Origin of the sequence: Paenibacillus sp. LS1 (genome assembly GCF_026013365.1) — a bacterium.
Taxonomy (GTDB): Bacteria; Bacillota; Bacilli; order Paenibacillales; family Paenibacillaceae; genus Paenibacillus.
Map to the genome: position 1 here is coordinate 52,621 of NZ_JAPDOE010000009.1, position 18,024 is coordinate 70,644.

Sequence of the window (18,024 nt, forward strand, 5' to 3'; positions counted from 1 at the left end):
ATGGATAACCAAGTCAAGCAAACGTATGAAGCAGCCAAGGCATTGTATGCCCAGCACGGAATTGATACGGACGAGGTGCTGAACAAACTCGCGGATATCAAAGTATCCGTACACTGTTGGCAAGGCGATGATGTTAAAGGCTTTCTGAATAAAGATGGAGAGTTAACAGGTGGTATTTCCGTGACAGGTCAGTATCCGGGGGCTGCGACCACACCTGCTGAACTTCGCAACGATCTGGAGCAAGCTTTCGCTCTGATTCCCGGCAAACATAAGGTCAATCTGCATGCGATCTACACGGATACAGACGAGAAGGTTGAACTGGATCGGATTGAGCCGAAGCATTATGAGAACTGGGTGAAATGGGCCAAAGAACAAGGACTTGGTCTGGACTTTAACCCAACGTGTTTTTCCCATGAAAAATCAAGTGACGGGTTCACGCTCAGTCATCCGGACCCTGAGATTCGCAAGTTCTGGATTGATCACTGCAAGGCGTCTCGCCGGATTGGTGCTTACTTTGGTGAACAGCTTGGTCAGACCTGTGTAACCAATGTATGGGTACCGGACGGATTCAAGGATAACCCGGTTGACCGGTTAACACCACGCAAACGTCTCAAGGAATCGCTAGATGAAGTATTCAGCGAACCGCTTAACCCGGAGCACAACCTGGACGCGGTAGAGAGTAAGTTGTTTGGTCTCGGTTCGGAAGCATATGTGGTGGGTTCTCATGAATTCTATATGGGTTACGGTTTGCAAAATGATACGTTAATCTGCCTAGATGCAGGTCATTTTCATCCAACAGAGGTTATTTCCAATAAACTGTCGTCCCTATCTTTGTTTACTAGCGGCATTCTGCTTCACGTAAGCCGCCCGATGCGCTGGGACAGTGACCACGTCGTAATCATGGACGATGAGTTGCTGGAAATTGCCCGTGAACTGGTTCGACATGATCTTCTTGCGACCACACATATTGGACTGGATTTCTTTGATGCAAGCATTAACCGTGTAGCTGCTTGGGTCGTGGGTACACGTAATACGGTCAAAGCCCTTCTGCGTGCGATGCTGGAACCGGTGGATGCCTTGAAACAAGCCGAGTTGGACGGAGATTACACCCTGCGTCTAGCATTGACGGAAGAGTTCAAATCCTATCCGTTTGGCGCGATCTGGGACTACTATTGTGCTCAGCAAGGTGTTCCAGTTCGTGAACAATGGATCACGGATATCAAAACCTATGAACAAAACGTATTGTTACAGCGTGATAAAACATTGGTGTAACCGCTCTTATTTTTCGTATATGAATTAGTTATGAGTAAAGAATTGCATCATTCATCATTTCAAAAGTTATCCCTTATCAACCACTGCGGAATGAAATTTCATTTCCGCAGTGGTTTTTTTGGCATAATCACGCTGAAATGCATAAGTGAGGCGATTGTTTCCATACTAGGAATATAGATCCGAATCGCATACGTATGTCACGCAGAGGAGGTTAATAGAGTTGAATCTTGCCCACAACAAACTGTATATCGCTGCACTTGGCGGCGTGAATGAAATAGGGAAGAATATGTATTTCATCCAGTACCATCAGGACATCATCGTGATTGACTGTGGTTCGAAGTTTCCGGATGAGACCTTGCCGGGGATTGACCTGATCATTCCGGATGTAGCGTATCTGTTGGAGAATCTGGATAAAGTAAGGGGTCTTGTGGTTACCCATGGACATGAAGATCACATCGGTGGCATTCCCTATCTGTTAAAACAAATGAACATCCCGGTGTATGCATCCAGGCTCACGCGCGGGCTGATCGAACTTAAACTGAAAGAGCATGGACTGCTGCGTCAGGCGGACCTGCACACAATAGATGCTCATTCCAGCATTATGCTGGGAGGGATCGAAGTTTCCTTTTTCGCAACCAGTCATAGTATTCCAGATTGTTTGGGTATCTTTTTTAAGACTCAAGCAGGCAATGTTGTGCATACCGGAGATTTCAAATTTGATATGTCGCCTGTACATGGACCTTTCCCTGATCTGCACCGAATGGCCGAGATTGGCAAACAGGGTGTCCATATATTGCTCTCCGAGAGTACCAATGCAGAAAGACCCGGATTTACACCTTCCGAGCGTATTGTGGGAGACCACATTCTGGATGCCTTTATTCGTGCAAAACAAAAAGTATTTATCTCCACCTTTGCATCAAATGTCAGCAGGGTACAGCAGATTGTGAATGCAGCATTCGAGACCGGACGTAAACTGGCTCTGTTGGGCAGAAGTATGGTGAATGTGGTATCTGTAGCCAGTGAATTGGGGTATTTGCAAGTACCTGACGGACTGTTGATTGAAGCCATCGATTCAGATCAGTTTCCACCCGAACAAGTCGTTGTCTTATGTACCGGTAGCCAGGGAGAAGCGATGGCAGCATTGTCACGTTTGGCATCAGGAAAGCATCCTCACGTAAGAATTAATGCCGGGGATACGGTTATTATTGCTGCCGGAGCTATTCCGGGCAATGAGAGGAATCTTGCACATGTGATTGATAACCTGTATGTACTCGAAGCGCGTGTCATATATGGTTCCAGCGGTGCAGCCGGGATGCATGTATCCGGACACGGTAGTCAGGAAGAACTCAAATTGATGCTGACCCTGATGAAGCCGGATTATCTGATTCCGATCCACGGTGAGTTCCGTATGTTGTATCAACACAGACTGCTTGCCGAATCTGTAGGTATAGAGCGTGATCATGTGTTCATCGTGAATAATGGGGACATGGTCCAATACAAAGACGGAACTGCTTCTCTGGGTCCCAAAATTGCGTCGGGCAACAGCCTCGTAGACGGTCTGATCATGGGCGATGTCGGCAATATTGTACTACGTGATCGCAGGCAACTGTCATCCGATGGCATGCTGGTCATTGTGACTACACTGAGCAAAACGGAGAAACAGATGGTCACGTCACCCGAAATTATCTCCAGAGGTTTTGTGTTCGTCAAGGACTCGGAAGAATTCATGCATGAGATTCATGAGCTGGTTCTGAACCGGATGGGTGAGTTGACCGGGGCTGGTGTGAATCAGTGGAATGTGATCAAAAGGAAGCTGAAAGACGAGATCGGTCACTACATTTACGCTCAAACCAAAAGAAGACCTATGATACTGCCTATTATTATTGAAGTTTGAGACCGTAAGGAAGAGGGAGCGTTCTTGTGCCGGTGGTCTGAGCAAACGTGTATATTGAAATTTAACAGCCTGATGAATGTCGGATCATACTTCTGTATGAACGTCACATTATTATCGGGCTTTTGCAGTTTAATAGGAACCGTTCAAATTGTACATAGGTGTGCGATAAATTGAAATTGAATCAAATTCGCCATGGGTTTGCGATTCGAAGTATAATAAAAGGTAAACTAGCTTATAGAAATAAGAGGAGTCTTTATGAATAAAACGATTTCTGATATCGCTCAGATGGCAGGTGTGGCGAAGAGCACGGTCTCTCGCTTCCTGAATGGCGGATCTGTAAGTGAAGATACACGCCAGAAAATTGAGCGTATTATCAAACAATACAATTATGTTCCCAATACATTTGCACAGAGTCTGAAGGCTAAGAAGACCAGTATTATCGGTACGGTTGTGCCACGTCTTGATTCTTTTGCAACATCACAGACATTGATTGGAATTGATGAAGAACTGCGGAGTAATCAGTATCAGATGCTGATCGCGAATACAAGCCAGGATATGCAGCGCGAGATAGACGCCATCTATGATTTTGCAAGACAAAAGGTGTCGGGTATTATTCTGCTAGCTGCTGAAGTAACTGAAGCACATCTGAAAGCAGTTGAGGATATAGGTATTCCGGTGTTATTGGTGGGGCAGCAGCATGAGCAACTACATAGTCTGGTTCACAATGATGATCAGGCCGGTTATGAGATGGGCAAATATGTTGTAGGACAGGGTCACCGCAAGATTGTGTATATGGGTGTTAGCGAGAAGGATCAGGCAGTAGGTATCCATCGCAAACAGGGTTTTCAACGAGCAATCGCCGAATGTGGTGAATGCGAAGTGAAGTATTATGAGACGAGCTTCAAGATGTCAGAAGCCATCGTTACCGCTGAGGCTATACTGAAAGAGATCACACCAACGATCATTGTAGGGGCTACGGATAATATCGCACTGGGTGTGATGAAGATCGCATTTTCCAATAAAATTCGCATACCGCAAGAATTATCTGTTACCGGATTTGGCGGATATGATATTACGGAGATGATTCATCCCACGCTGACGACGGTGAAATATCACTATTTGCAGGCAGGCAAAGTAGCGGCGAATCACATTATACGACTGGTCAAAGGCGAATCGGTGGAAGAACGAACAACACTTGATGTAGAACTTATTCCTCGAGAAAGCGTTGACAAAATATAAAAACATCCTTTATGATAATTCCATCGAACCGGTTCCACTGTAAATATCCAATGTGGATATGCGAACACGGGCAGGCAGTAATGCCATATGGAATTATTTTTTTGTGTCTAACGGAACCGGTTCCTATATTTTGAATGGAGAACAGCTATGAAAATGACTAGAGAGCAACGCTACAGACGAATTGAGCAAGCGGAGCCTGGAGAGATTGCGAAGCTTGAAGCACGGATATCCGAGTGTCCATGGAGACAGAGTTATCACATTCAGCCGATAACAGGTCTGCTTAATGATCCTAACGGCTTTGCATATTATCAAGGCTATTATCATCTGTTCTATCAGTGGTTTCCACTTGGAACAGAACACGGCATGAAATACTGGTATCATACCCGCTCGAAGAATCTGGTGAACTGGGAAAATGTCGGCATTGGAATCGAACCGGGTGATCCATATGACTCGTACGGAGCTTATTCCGGAAGCGCGATTGAAAAAGACGGCAAGCTGCACTTGCTGTATACAGGCAATACGAGGGATGAGGCTTGGGTCAGACATCCGTATCAATGCTTGGCAGTCATGGATGAAAGCGGTTCAGTAAGCAAGCGGAATCATCCGGTCATCTCTTCGGTTCCACAGGGATACACGGAACACTTCAGAGATCCCAAAGTGTGGCAAGAAGGAGACACGTATTATTGTGTAATCGGAGCGCAGCGAACAGATGAGACGGGATGTACGGTGCTGTATCGCTCAACAGATTTGAAAAGCTGGGAGTTTCTTGGCGAAATTCGTACGCAGTTAACTTCCTTTGGTTATATGTGGGAGTGCCCCGATTATATGGAGATGGACGGGAAGGGTATGCTTGTCTTTTCCCCACAAGGCTTAGATGCCACGGGAGATCATTATCAGAATATTTATCAATCCGGTTATCTGATCGGTGACCCACTGAATCTACAGACGAGAGAGTTCAATCATGGTGAATTTCAGGAACTGGATCGTGGATTTGACTTCTATGCTCCGCAGACGATGCAGGGACCGGACGGAAGACGCATTCTGGTTGGATGGATGGGACTTCCCGATCTGGCATATCCGACAGATGATAGTGGTTGGGCTCATTGCCTGACTATTCCTCGGCAGTTGTCACTCCGAGACGGCAAGTTAATCCAACAACCTGTTGCAGAGATGGTGCAATTGCGTCAGCAAGAGGAAGGGACTCATATTCGCACAACGATTGACAATGAGAGCCGATCCTTCGCTGGTTTTGAGGGGATTTCCTATGAGCTGAAATGTGAGATAAGCCATGTAGATGCAGAGGTTGTAGGCATCGAATTCCGGGCAAATGGAACAGAAAAAACGGTTCTTCTGTATGACAGAATTCAGCAGAAAGTTGTCCTGGATCGGACGATGTCTGGTACTAAATTGGCAGAGCAGAATGGCGTTGTACGACGGTGCACGCTTACTGCAGACGTGATTAAGTTTCATCTGTTCGTAGATTCGTCTTCGGTCGAGATCTTTGTGAACGATGGGGAAGAGGTCTTTACTAGCCGGATTTTCCCAAGCCGGGACAGCGTGGACATTCGTTTCTTTGCACACGGCGGCAAGGCTGATTTTGAAGCAACACAATGGCATTATTAAGTATTACGTGAGAGGAATGAGATAACATGTCGGAGAATCAACGCATTGCCCAGGAAGTCATTCATGCCATCGGGGGCAAAGAGAATATCGCATCATTTGCACATTGTGCAACACGTCTTCGCATCATGGTGAAAGATAAAGAAAAGATTGATCAGAAAACGGTCGAGAACATCGAGAAGGTGAAAGGCGCCTTTTTCAACTCAGGTCAATATCAGATTATCTTCGGTACGGGAACAGTGAATCGAATCTTTGAAGAGGTTGAGAAGCTGGGCATCGAAGGAACGTCCAAGGATGATGTGAAGAGTCAGGGCAAAAAGGAAGGAAATGCTTTTCAGCGGGCTATCCGCACGTTTGGTGACGTATTTGTACCCATCATTCCCGTTTTGGTCGCTACAGGACTGTTCATGGGATTACGCGGATTACTTACCCAGAATGAAATACTGGCTTTGTTCGGTGCAACACCTGATGATATCTCGGCCAACTTCCTGTTGTTCACTCAGATCCTGACGGATACAGCCTTTGCATTCCTGCCTGCGCTTGTAGCGTGGTCCGCGTTCCGTGTATTCGGGGGAAGTCCGGTATTGGGTATCGTACTAGGGCTAATGCTGGTCAATCCCGCATTACCGAATGCTTACGCGGTGGCAGATGGATCAGCACAGCCGCTGCATATGTTCGGTTTCATACCTGTCGTGGGGTATCAGGGATCTGTTCTGCCTGCATTCTTCGTTGGTTTGATTGGCGCCAAGTTCGAGAAGGTACTAAGAAGACGGGTGCCTGAGGCACTGGACTTAATTCTGACTCCTTTTATTACGTTAACGGTTATGATTACGCTCGGACTTTTCGCCATTGGTCCTGTATTCCATTCCCTTGAAGAGTGGGTGCTGCATGGAACAACTGCTGTATTGGATCTTCCGTTCGGAATAGCAGGTATTATCATTGGATTCTTCCATCAGATTATTGTCGTTACCGGTGTGCATCACATCTTTAATTTCCTGGAAATTCAATTGCTGGAGAAGACGGGATTCAACCCATTCAACGCAATTATCACCTGTGCTATGGCTGCACAAGGAGCCGCTTGTCTTGCCGTTGGTCTGAAGACCAAAAATATGAAACTCAAAGCACTCGCGTTACCTTCGTCTTTGTCCGCATTTCTGGGCATTACCGAGCCAGCTATTTTCGGAGTTAACTTACGTTATATGAAGCCATTTATTATGGGACTGGTTGGTGGTGGCGTAGGTGGTTTCATCGCTTCCCTGTTCCATCTGCAGGGTACAGGTATGGCTGTAACGGTTATTCCCGGTACACTGCTCTATCTGAACAGCCAACTGCCGTTGTACATCTTGTCCAACGTGGTTGCCATGGCCATTGCTTTTGCACTTACTTGGTTCTTCGGATATAAGGATCAACCGGTTGCAGAGGCATCGGTGAGCCATGACAACAGTGGAACGTCATCAGTTGAAGTTAATAGTGTGGATTCTAATTCACAAGTCGATTCAACTAAAAATGTGATTACAAGCAATCGTCCTAAGGTAGATTTACTCGAAATCGCTTCGCCAATGAACGGTACCCTCGTTGCTCTGGAGCAGGTTCCTGACCCGGCGTTCTCGGAAAAACACATGGGTGAGGGCATTGCCATTGAGCCATCAGAAGGTAGAGTGTATGCACCATTTGACGGTGTCATCGCACATGTCATGAACAAGAGTAAACATGCGGTGATTCTGGAGCATGAGACAGGTGTACAGATGCTGGTTCATATCGGAATTAATACGGTTGGACTGAAAGGAAATGGTTTTACCGCACATGTGAATAGCGGAGATCGTGTAACTGCAGGACAATTGTTGATTGAATTCGACATGGATATCATTCAGGCTGCGGGTCTGCCGTTGATTACACCTGTGCTGATTCCAAGCGGGAACGAAGCGATAACAACGGTTACAGCAACCTCAACCGGTCCTGTGCAAGCCAATGAGGAAGCAATACTTGTTGTGAAATTCAATGAACCTCAATAAGTGATCGTTTCAAATAGAAATGTAGTGGAACATGGATGAAGTAGAATGCAAATCATAAAAGGCAAAGGGAACTTGAGTGTATCATCAGGTTTCCTTTGCCTTGTTCTATTGCTTTTCTTCCAACCAAATTAATTCAAAAGGAATAATACGTCAGCGCATAATGCATCAGAAAAGTTCGAATTTCTTCCCGGCTCAATTTCGAGGAGCCATCATTTCGTGTTTCCAAGTTGAACAGCAGATTACGGACAGCTTCCTCCACGAACAGGACACGTTCGTTTCCCCAGATTTCTCGATGTTGCTCGATATGACGTATGGCCTGGGTGGGCTGCATGCCTCTTAGTCTTCTGAATACCGAAGCCCAGTGTACAAGATCTGTAGGGTGAGCTCCTTCAGATAGTTTGAATTCAGCGAATCCATGTGTCTCCCCGCATGAGATCTTGAATAATCCACAGTAGCAGGTTACATGTTCAGTCTCAATGCATGGCAATCTCTGCATATCGTATCGAATAATCTCCATCGAACTGATTCGAGGATCAGCACTCATCTCTCGCTGTATGCCCACATCACAACTTGCAATCAAACCGTTCAACCTCCATAGCTAAAATAAGCTTATTGTTATCGTTGTTCTGCCGATGATATTACGATCAAACGAGCATGAAGTAAAATAATCCAAGAGTATAATTATGCGTGTTTTAAGTCTTTTTTACTTTGAATCTGTTCATGTAAGCGATTAAAAGTAGATATATCTACGATTATGGCTCGGTTAATCAGGTTTCTCTAATCGCCTATGAATAACGGAGATATGAGGAGAACCAGAGCGTAAAGGGCAGATTAGACAGGAAATAAAGAGAAATACGGTCTGGAATCAATCAGAAAGGTGCAGAATCGGATACGGCTCAATTGCAGAAAGGCAGATAGAGGACTATGATTCGCACATAACGTACTTGAAACGAAATATGCAGGATCTGATGTGAAGGCGAGGTAGACAGCAATGGATGAGGCAATGATTGTTGTATCAACAGGACACAGTGTAGCGGGGATGAACTTTGTAGATGTATTGTTAAAAAAGGGGTTAGCCTTCGTCGTGCTTGTACACAGTGAAGAGGAACGGGAACAAGTTCAAACACTTGGAGCAGTGCCTGTGCGTCATATTCAAGAAATGGAAGGCATGCAACAGGTTCGTCCCGAATATATGGTCACAAACGCATTTGTGTTCGAGAATAATCTGCCTCAGTGTTGCCAGGATATCCAGTTGTGTCACAGCTGGTGTCCGCAACAGCTCTATGTCGTTTCCAGTAACAAATCTCCAGTAGGTCTTGTATATAAGGGACTTGGTGCAACGTATGTGATTGATAGCCAGAGTGGGGATGTTTCGTTTTTATTGTAAACGGGAAAAACGTTCTGTCTAAGCCGATTGCACTGGACAGAACGTTTTGTGATTCCCACGGGTATAGAATAAGTTGGGAATCTTTATACCTGTTATGAAGCTACGCCAATAACGCTGGTTCCATTTTTCGTGATTTTGTACGTAATCACATCTCCGTTCCAGAAGTGGAACTTAAGGGTTACTTCGCCATCATTGGTTTCATTGAAGAAGTTTGGTTTCAGCTCAATCACATTACGATCGTAATCTGGGCTAAATGTATAGGAGAACTCTTTGAACGAAGTCCAGTTCTGTGGACCGGCGTTTTCTCCGTTTGCATATGTCGCTTCCATGGTAGCGAGTTGATTGCCGTTAAACGTAGTCGGAATAGCAAATGCACTGGTCGTACCAGTCGCATCGCTCAACGTAGGTGTGTCATATTTAATGATATTGAAATTCCAGTCGGCACCTTGGTTGAATCCTACTGTGAGTGTGGCATTTACACCTAAATCACCAGAGGCTGTCAATTTGGTTAACAGGTTGGATTTTAACGTAAGTACATCTTTTCTTATCGTATAGTCTTTACCTCTGACAAGAGGCGTAGTGCCATTCTTCAAGGAATTGAATTTGTTGCCATTCAGATTAAGTTTTACTTTTTTATCTTGGATGGCTTCATTTTGTTTAAGATATACGAGGTCCGTTTCAGCTGTGGATGATCGACCAGTCCAGCTGGCTTGCATCGTATTGAATAATTCTTGGTCAGACCAAGTAAAGCTTGTACGTCCGAAATGCTGCCCATTGTCCCATAACATCGTTGCCATCTGTTTTTGACGCAGGTAATGTCCAACAAATTCGAAGAATTTCAGCTTTTCACCTTGCTCAATGACACCTGTGTGCTGATCAAATCCAAGCAAGCCATACTCACCAACGATCACCGGGATGCCTTTAGCTGTAAAAGCGTTGTATACCCGATCGAATGTATCGGTAATGTCTTTTTGTACTTCTTCGTTATACGTGGTGTTACCTGCGATGTTCACACTGAATGGCCAGAACCCGTAGTAGTGAACGGTTGCAATAATATTGGTGTCATTCAATTTTTGAATGGTCTTATTCAGTTCATCCAGATCAGGTTGAGCAGAAGAGGTATGCATCGTTGGAAGAACAAGCGGACGTGTCTCGTTGTTCCCACCCGAAGTTCTTACGATTTTGTGAAATGAAGTATTCAACTCGTCCAGCATGCGATATCCAATTGCTGCATCGGTTGTGCCGCCTTCGGAAAAGCGGGGTTCGTTAACACTTTCGAACATGAGCTTATCGGATGCATCTTTGAACTTGTCTGCAATCTGAGTCCAAGCAGCGTTATAACGTGCAAGCACGTTGTCATGGTCTTTCTCCATGTAACTGATCCAACGCCAGGAATCATGGTGAAGATTGATCATGACATAGAGATCGGCATCGAGGGCCCAGTTTACTACTTCTTGAACCCGATTCATGTAAGCGGAATCAATTGTATAGTCGGGTGCGTCACCGATGTGGGCTTCCCAGGTCACAGGGATACGGATACTGTTGTAGCCCTCACTTGCGATCGATTGAATCAGTTCCTTTGTAATGCGCGGATTGCCCCAGGCTGTCTCATCTTCACCAACGGCATCCAGAGAGTTACCCAGATTCCATCCAGGCTCCATGGCGTTCACGTAGGCCTGCATTTTGCTTGGCGCAGCTGAGGTACTGGCTTGTTCACTATTGTCAGTTGCAGCGGAAGCCATAGCCGAAGAGAACAGAGACAGAATCATGGCAGTTACAAGTGTAAGAGAGAGGACCGGTTTACGGTTTTTTTTCATCAATATAATCTCCTTATAAGATAGAATGGTTGAACTTGAATAGCTGTTAAGCAGGATTGAAAATAATGCTCAACGCAAACAAAAAACTACTTGTTAATACTGGAATCACCACCGATTTATGTACTGAAAGCGTTTTCGTAATTTACTATATCATGATTAAATTTTGGACAATACCAGCACAATTGGAATAAAAATCATGTGAAAATCAGTGGTTTTGTTATATTGATAGATTGTTTAGTAAGCGTTTATTTCATTGGAAATGAAAATCATATGGTTGCTTTTTAATGATAACTAGATTTAAATACCCTGGGAGGGATGTAAAATGAAGCTGGATGCACATCAACATTTCTGGGAATACAATGTCGCCGAGTACGGATGGATTGGAGAAGAGATGAAAGCCATTCGTCAATCTTTTCTCCCGGAAAATCTTGAACCTTTATTGGTCCAATCGGGACTGGAGGGATGTATTGCGGTACAAGCCAGACAATCACTGACAGAAACCCAATGGCTTCTGCAACTGGCAGATCGGCACGAGTTTATCAAAGGTGTTGTCGGATGGGTGGATCTATGCTCGGATGATGTTCGGAATCAACTTGAACTGTTCGCGTCCAATCCGTATCTGAGGGGAGTACGTCATGTCGTACAAGATGAACCTGATCTTCAATATGTATTGAGAGAAGACTTTCAGCGCGGAATTTCATTGCTCAAAGAGTATGATTTGGCCTATGATCTGTTGGTATCCAAGGAGCAACTGCCTTATGCCGTTGAACTGGTTAAGACGTTTCCTGAACAGCGATTTGTACTTGATCATCTAGCCAAACCCGACATCAAATCAGGTATACTCTCACCATGGAAAGAAGCGATTGAGTCATTGGCCGCACAACCTAATGCGTCCTGTAAGCTTTCAGGGATGGTGACGGAAGCAGATTGGGCAAATTGGACTCCGAGCGACTTTACAGCCTATCTGAATATCGCTATAGAAGCATTTGGAGCAGACCGGTTAATGTTTGGGTCCGATTGGCCAGTAAGCAATCTTGCGGCTTCGTATAATGATGTATGCGGTCTCATTACGACTCACATTAATGCCCTACCTATGGCAGATCAACAGATGATTCTTGGTGGTACATGTGCCACGTTTTATCAAATATCGTAGTGGGCGCTCCATAGTTAAATCAGTTTCAAGAAGTTGACAACTGTTCTGATTCTTGCTAAAGTTTTATCCAATCCGCATAATTGTGATCTGGGAATGTTACCGATATGGGCATAACCTGAGCTGGCTTGTTTACACGTAATCGTGTACCCAGGCTGGTTCGGGTTTTTTCTATTTAAGTTGAACAAACGATTTTACACGGGACGACTGCGCGGCCAGAACAATCTTCCAATCGCTGTTATCCCCAGATTTTTTGAATCCCTTTTTAAAGGGGAAATCCGGTGATAAAGGCGAACGCGCCGCTTCTCCAGATTTTTTCTGTCCTCTCCGTTTATGTGTAATCGTGTAGTTCAACTTAAATAGTTTGTCTTATTAATATTTCTTGCGATTTGAGCGGGTAGCTGAATTACATATTTGGAAGGAGAATGATGATGACTAATTTTAAATTTCCTAAAGATTTTCTATGGGGTGGAGCCATTGCTGCCAATCAGGCGGAGGGCGCGTATCTGGAAGATGGCAAAGGGCTGAGTATCGTTGACTTGCTGCCGACCGGAGAGAACCGCAGAAGTATTATGAAAGGAAATGTTCCAGCTTTTACGCCGCTTGCTACCGAGTTCTATCCTTCGCATGAAGCGATCGATTTCTATCACCGTTACCCTGAAGATATTGCTCTATTTACAGAAATGGGATTCAAAGCACTGCGTGTCTCCATTGCCTGGGCACGGATTTTCCCAACAGGAGAAGATGCGCAGCCGAATGAAGCCGGATTACAATTTTACGATAACCTGTTTGATGAACTATTGAAGAACGGCATTGAACCAGTGGTTACATTGGCTCACTTTGATGTGCCTGTGCACCTGATCGAGAAGTACGGCAGCTGGAGAAGTCGTGAACTGGTAACGCTTTTCGAGACTTACGCGACTACGGTATTCACTCGATACAAAGACAAGGTGAAATACTGGATGACTTTCAATGAGATCAACATGCTGCTCCATCTTCCGTTCCTTGGGGCGGGACTTGCGTTCAACGAAGGGGATAACATCAAAGAAATTCAATATCAGGCTGCTCACCATCAACTGGTTGCAAGTGCACTGGCAGTCAAGGCATGTCATGAGATTATTCCTGGTGCCATGATTGGTTGCATGCTTGCGGCAGGAAGCTTCTATCCGTATACCTGTAATCCGGAAGATGTGTTCCAGGGGATGGAAAAAGATAGAGAGTCCTATTTCTTCATCGATGTGCAGTCACGTGGGGAATATCCGGGTTACGCCAAACGTTTCTTCAAGGACCACGAATTGAACATCGTTATGCAGCCGGGTGATGCGGAAATCTTGAAAAATCATACCGTAGATTATATTGGCTTCAGCTACTATTCAAGTCGTACAACGAGTACTGATCCGGAAGTCATCAAAAATATGACCAGCGGTAATGTATTTGGCTCGGTAGCGAATCCATATCTGGCGAAGTCCGAATGGGGTTGGACGATTGATCCTAAAGGTTTCCGTATTACCGCCAATCAACTGCATGACCGTTATCAGAAGCCACTGTTTGTCGTTGAAAATGGATTTGGTGCCAATGACGTGGTTACACCGGAAGGTGAAGTGGATGATGCGTACCGGATTGACTACTTGAAACGGCATGTAGCTGAAATGGGTGAGGCCATTCAGGATGGGGTGAACATCATTGGTTACACCAGCTGGGGACCTATAGATATTGTGAGTGCTTCCTCAGGTGAGATGAGAAAACGCTATGGTTACATTTACGTGGATCGTAATAATGAAGGTCATGGTGAGCAGACACGACTGAAGAAGAAGAGTTTTGAGTGGTACAAAAATGTAATCGAATCCAACGGAACGAATCTGGGAGAAGAGTAGTTTATATTTTTCTGAATTAAAATGGTCTTGTACGGCATTAAAACATCGGAAGTTTCATCAATATAAATTGAACTAAGCATTTCACAAAACGGAGAGGTAAAAGCTTTCTATGGAAAGCTACTTCGTAAGCATAAACTCGCCTTTATCACCGGATTTTCCCTTTAAAAAGGGATTCAAAAAAGCTGGGGATAACAGCGATCGGAAGGTTGTTCTGTCATCGGAGTAGCTAGTGTGAATAATATCAAGTTTCAATTTATATAACCATGGGACTTCCGATTGTCCTCACATTGAAAGCGTTGACATATAGTCAGGTTCGCGCTATACTTGACGCAATTATATCGTTTCTGGGATTGTTACTACATGACGTAGGCAAAACCTAAGCACCAAAAAAAGCAGACCACCATGTCTTGTTTATTTTGTGATGCTTCAGGTTTTTTTTGTATGCCCAAAAGACGATGTATAACTGCCAAGAGAGTGGAACGTGACGGGGGGATTGAAGTGAAAATAGCAAAGGTTATCAACAATAACGTCATTAGCATCTATCAGGCGGATGGAGCAGAGCTTGTGGTGATGGGGCGTGGGATTGCCTTTAAGAAAAAGCCGGGGGATAAAGTAGACGAGACCCGCATCCAGAAAGTATTTGCATTGAAAAATAAACAAACATCCGATAATTTCAAAATGCTACTGCGCGAAGTTCCGATGGAACTGATTGAAATTGTGGAGGAGATCATCACGTATGCGCGTGAGAATCTGGGACGAAAGTTGAATGAGAACATTTATGTATCCCTTACGGATCATATTAACTTTGCGATTGAACGTTATCGGGAAGGTGTGGAGATCAAGAACGCATTAATGTGGGAGATCAAGCAATTGTACAAGCCCGAGTTCGGACTTGGCCTGAGGACGCTGGAACAGATCAACACTCGAATGAATATTGAGCTTCCAACCGATGAAGCCGCTTATATTGCTCTTCACATTGTCAACGCAGAGATGAATGAAGAAGTCATTACGACGATGAATATTACGAAGTTTATCCAGCAAATTATTAATATAGCGAAATATCATTTCAAAATGGAATTTGACGAGGATTCTCTAAGTTATTTTCGCTTCATCACACATCTGAAGTTCTTCTCTCAGCGTGTGCTTAGTGGTATGCATTACGACAACAACTATGATCATTTCTACGACATGATTAAGGAGAAGCATCCGGATGCGGCAGCATGTACGGAGAAAATTGAGTTGTTTGTCAAAAAGGAATACAACCATGAGCCGACCAATGAAGAAAAATTGTATCTGACGGTTCATATCGAACGAGTGGTTAATCGATAATATTTAAATGTTGACAATAATGGTTTAATTATAATAATATGTGATTAACAGGAATTGAATACGATTTAACTGGGATTGTTACTGGTTATGCAGGCAAAACCTAAGTCATGAGAAGGTCAGGACCATTGTGTCCCCTTGCTCAAGGCTTAGGTTTTTTGCGTGCAAAAAAATCGGTAAGAGGCCTGTTTGAGAAAAAGTGGGGGTGCAGATCATGAGTCAAGAGAAACTGGCCAAAGAGATTGTAGAACTGGTTGGCGGTGAGAAAAATGTGGAATCGCTGGTTCATTGTGCAACACGATTACGGTTTGTATTGAAGGACGATGCCAAGGCAGACAAAGCCAAACTGGAGAAAACAGAAGGCATCATCGCAGTCAAAGAAAATGGAGGACAGTTCCAGGTGGTTGTTGGTAACAAGGTGCCTGAAGTCTATAGTGCCATTGGACAGATCAGTAACATTCTGGACGATTCGTCAGATAAAGAAAAACCTCGCAAAGCTGCCAAAGGGCTCGGGGGGATTATCGATATCATATCCAGCATCTTTGCACCACTTCTTGGTGTTATGGCGGGAGCGGGTATTCTAAAAGGGTTATTGTTGATTGCAAGCAATATCGGATGGCTGGAAACGACAGAAACAACATATACGATCCTGTATGCAGCAGCAGATAGTCTCTTCTACTTCCTGCCTCTGTTGTTAGCGGTTACAACAGCACGTAAATTCCAGGGAAATATGTTTGTCGCGATGACGATTGCAGGAGCACTAATCTATCCGTCCATCGTCACGTTGAAATCAGAGGGAACACCAACGGATTTCTTCGGTATCCCTGTAATCCTGATGAACTATTCATCTACGGTTATTCCTATCATTTTAGCTGTCATTGTCATGAGCAAGTTGGAGAAGTTCTTTAATAAGTCACTTCATGATAGTGTGAAAAACTTTGTTACACCATTATTTTTGCTGGTCATTATGGTACCGCTGACACTGTTGGTATTCGGACCATTTGGCGTATACGTTGGTAACGCAATTGCAGCTGGACTCGTTGCCGCTTTTGGATTTAGTCCATTGCTCGCAGGAGCCGTTATGGGTGCAAGCTGGCAGCTGCTCGTTATCTTCGGAATACACTGGGGTCTCATTCCTGTATTCATTAATAATGTCGCCGTGTATGGCCAGGATGGCGTTAAACCGGCTGCAACGGCTTCAATCTTTGCCCAAACGGGTGCTGCTTTTGGGGTTATGCTGAAAACGAAGAACAAAAAACTGAAAACATTGGCGGGATCATCGACGTTGACGGCTTTGTTCGGTATAACGGAACCGGCCATCTATGGGGTAACATTACCACTGAAACGTCCATTCATTGCAGGAGTTATCGGTGGTGCAGTTGGTGGAGCTATCATTGGTCAAGCGGGCACATTGGCATTTGCATCCGGCGCACCGGGCTTGCTGACCTTGCCAATCTTCTACGGACCAGGTGGACAAGGCTTCCCAGGATTGATTCTGGGTATCGTAGTATCCTTTGTCGTCTCGGCTGTACTGACATACATCATGGGTTTCAAAGATCCAGTTGAAGAAGAAACAAAAAACGAACCTGCTGCATCTACCGAGCAATCTGTTAGTGCAGCGGATGCTTCAGACGAAGTTGTATTTAGCCCAATTGAAGGAACAATTGTGGAATTGTCGGAAGTTCCAGATCCGGCATTTGCATCCGGGGCAATGGGTAAAGGAATAGCGATTGAGCCAGCTGTCGGTAGAGTCGTAGCGCCTTTTGATGGTACCGTTACCGTTGCATTCAAGAAAAAACATGCCTTGGCAGTTGTGTCAGACACGGGTGCTGAAATATTGGTTCACGTCGGAGTCGATACCGTTAAATTGGATGGACAGCATTTTGTCTCCCATATCAAAGAAGGAGATCGAGTTAAAGCGGGGGATCTGTTGCTTGAATTCGATATTGCACAGATTAAGGCCGCTGGATATCATACGGTAACGCCTATTATCGTAACGAATTCCGCCAACTACGAGGAAGTCATTCCTCAGGCTACAGGTCAGGTTCATAGCCAGGAGCTTCTATTGAAGTTGAACAGCGGAAAGGGACAAGAATAAAATAAGAATAGATATAAATTCAATACTTTAGAGTTTACATGGTTCCGTTGACATGGTGGAATTGGAAAATTATAATTAGATTGGTATATCTATTACATGATACTGAAAGGTGGATTATTGAACATGACACATGCGATGAGACTGCGTTTTCTTCCTTTGAATCGGTAATTGAATACGTTCAAAGGCTCTGACCATTGGTTCAGAGTAAACGGGATCAGTCTGTCATTTTCAATCATCCTGACCTTAAAATACTTGTTTAACTTGTTTTCCGTTTACATTGAATCACAGGCCCTGGCCTGTGATTTTTTGTTTTTTTATCACTATTGCAATTAGAT

General features: G+C 44.5%; 12 protein-coding genes. 10 read left to right on the forward strand and 2 right to left on the reverse strand.

The features are described from left to right. The 5 genes from rhaA (at position 1) to OM416_RS24150 (ending at position 8,037) form a co-directional block, all read left to right on the forward strand. Positions 1-1,272: an L-rhamnose isomerase gene (gene rhaA / locus OM416_RS24130; RefSeq protein ID WP_264933795.1), complete on the forward strand. Its 1,272-nt coding sequence runs from the start codon at positions 1-3 to the stop codon at positions 1,270-1,272. Between the two features lie 220 nt (positions 1,273-1,492). Continuing rightward, positions 1,493-3,166 (forward strand): ribonuclease J, encoded by a 1,674-nt coding sequence (locus OM416_RS24135; RefSeq protein ID WP_264933797.1) that lies wholly within the window; start codon positions 1,493-1,495, stop codon positions 3,164-3,166. 255 nt (positions 3,167-3,421) lie between these two features. Continuing rightward, entirely contained in the window at positions 3,422-4,405 is a 984-nt protein-coding gene (locus OM416_RS24140) for a LacI family DNA-binding transcriptional regulator (protein WP_264933799.1), read from the forward strand. Between the two features lie 147 nt (positions 4,406-4,552). Continuing rightward, the gene (locus tag OM416_RS24145) at positions 4,553-6,028 is read left to right on the forward strand and encodes a glycoside hydrolase family 32 protein (protein ID WP_264933801.1); all 1,476 of its coding nucleotides are present in this window, start codon (positions 4,553-4,555) and stop codon (positions 6,026-6,028) included. A gap of 26 nt (positions 6,029-6,054) precedes the next feature. Further along, positions 6,055-8,037, forward strand: coding sequence for a sucrose-specific PTS transporter subunit IIBC (locus OM416_RS24150; RefSeq protein WP_264933803.1), 1,983 nt, complete (start codon positions 6,055-6,057; stop codon positions 8,035-8,037). A 133-nt stretch (positions 8,038-8,170) separates the two neighbouring features. Here the strand turns inward: OM416_RS24150 and OM416_RS24155 are convergent, their stop codons facing one another. Beyond that, positions 8,171-8,617 (reverse strand): hypothetical protein, encoded by a 447-nt coding sequence (locus tag OM416_RS24155; RefSeq protein ID WP_264933806.1) that lies wholly within the window; start codon positions 8,615-8,617, stop codon positions 8,171-8,173. Positions 8,618-9,028: 411 nt separating this feature from the next. On the opposite strand from OM416_RS24155, the gene OM416_RS24160 reads away from it, so the two are divergent. Next, complete coding sequence (locus tag OM416_RS24160; RefSeq protein WP_264933808.1) at positions 9,029-9,424, forward strand: hypothetical protein; 396 nt, start codon at positions 9,029-9,031, stop codon at positions 9,422-9,424. A 92-nt stretch (positions 9,425-9,516) separates the two neighbouring features. On the opposite strand, the gene OM416_RS24165 is transcribed toward OM416_RS24160, so the two are convergent. Then, positions 9,517-11,244 carry a cellulase family glycosylhydrolase gene (locus tag OM416_RS24165; RefSeq protein WP_264933810.1) on the reverse strand — a complete coding sequence of 576 codons (1,728 nt, stop codon included), beginning with the start codon at positions 11,242-11,244 and terminating at the stop codon, positions 9,517-9,519. 319 nt (positions 11,245-11,563) lie between these two features. On the opposite strand from OM416_RS24165, the gene OM416_RS24170 reads away from it, so the two are divergent. From OM416_RS24170 to OM416_RS24185, 4 genes are all read left to right on the forward strand, one after another. Then, entirely contained in the window at positions 11,564-12,394 is an 831-nt protein-coding gene (locus tag OM416_RS24170) for an amidohydrolase family protein (RefSeq protein ID WP_264933812.1), read from the forward strand. A gap of 428 nt (positions 12,395-12,822) precedes the next feature. After that, the gene (locus tag OM416_RS24175; protein WP_264933814.1) at positions 12,823-14,265 is read left to right on the forward strand and encodes a 6-phospho-beta-glucosidase; all 1,443 of its coding nucleotides are present in this window, start codon (positions 12,823-12,825) and stop codon (positions 14,263-14,265) included. Positions 14,266-14,763: 498 nt separating this feature from the next. Beyond that, positions 14,764-15,594 (forward strand): BglG family transcription antiterminator LicT, encoded by an 831-nt coding sequence (gene licT, locus OM416_RS24180; RefSeq protein ID WP_264933816.1) that lies wholly within the window; start codon positions 14,764-14,766, stop codon positions 15,592-15,594. 211 nt (positions 15,595-15,805) lie between these two features. Continuing rightward, entirely contained in the window at positions 15,806-17,689 is a 1,884-nt protein-coding gene (locus OM416_RS24185) for a beta-glucoside-specific PTS transporter subunit IIABC (protein ID WP_264933818.1), read from the forward strand. The last annotated feature ends 335 nt before the right edge of the window (positions 17,690-18,024 follow it).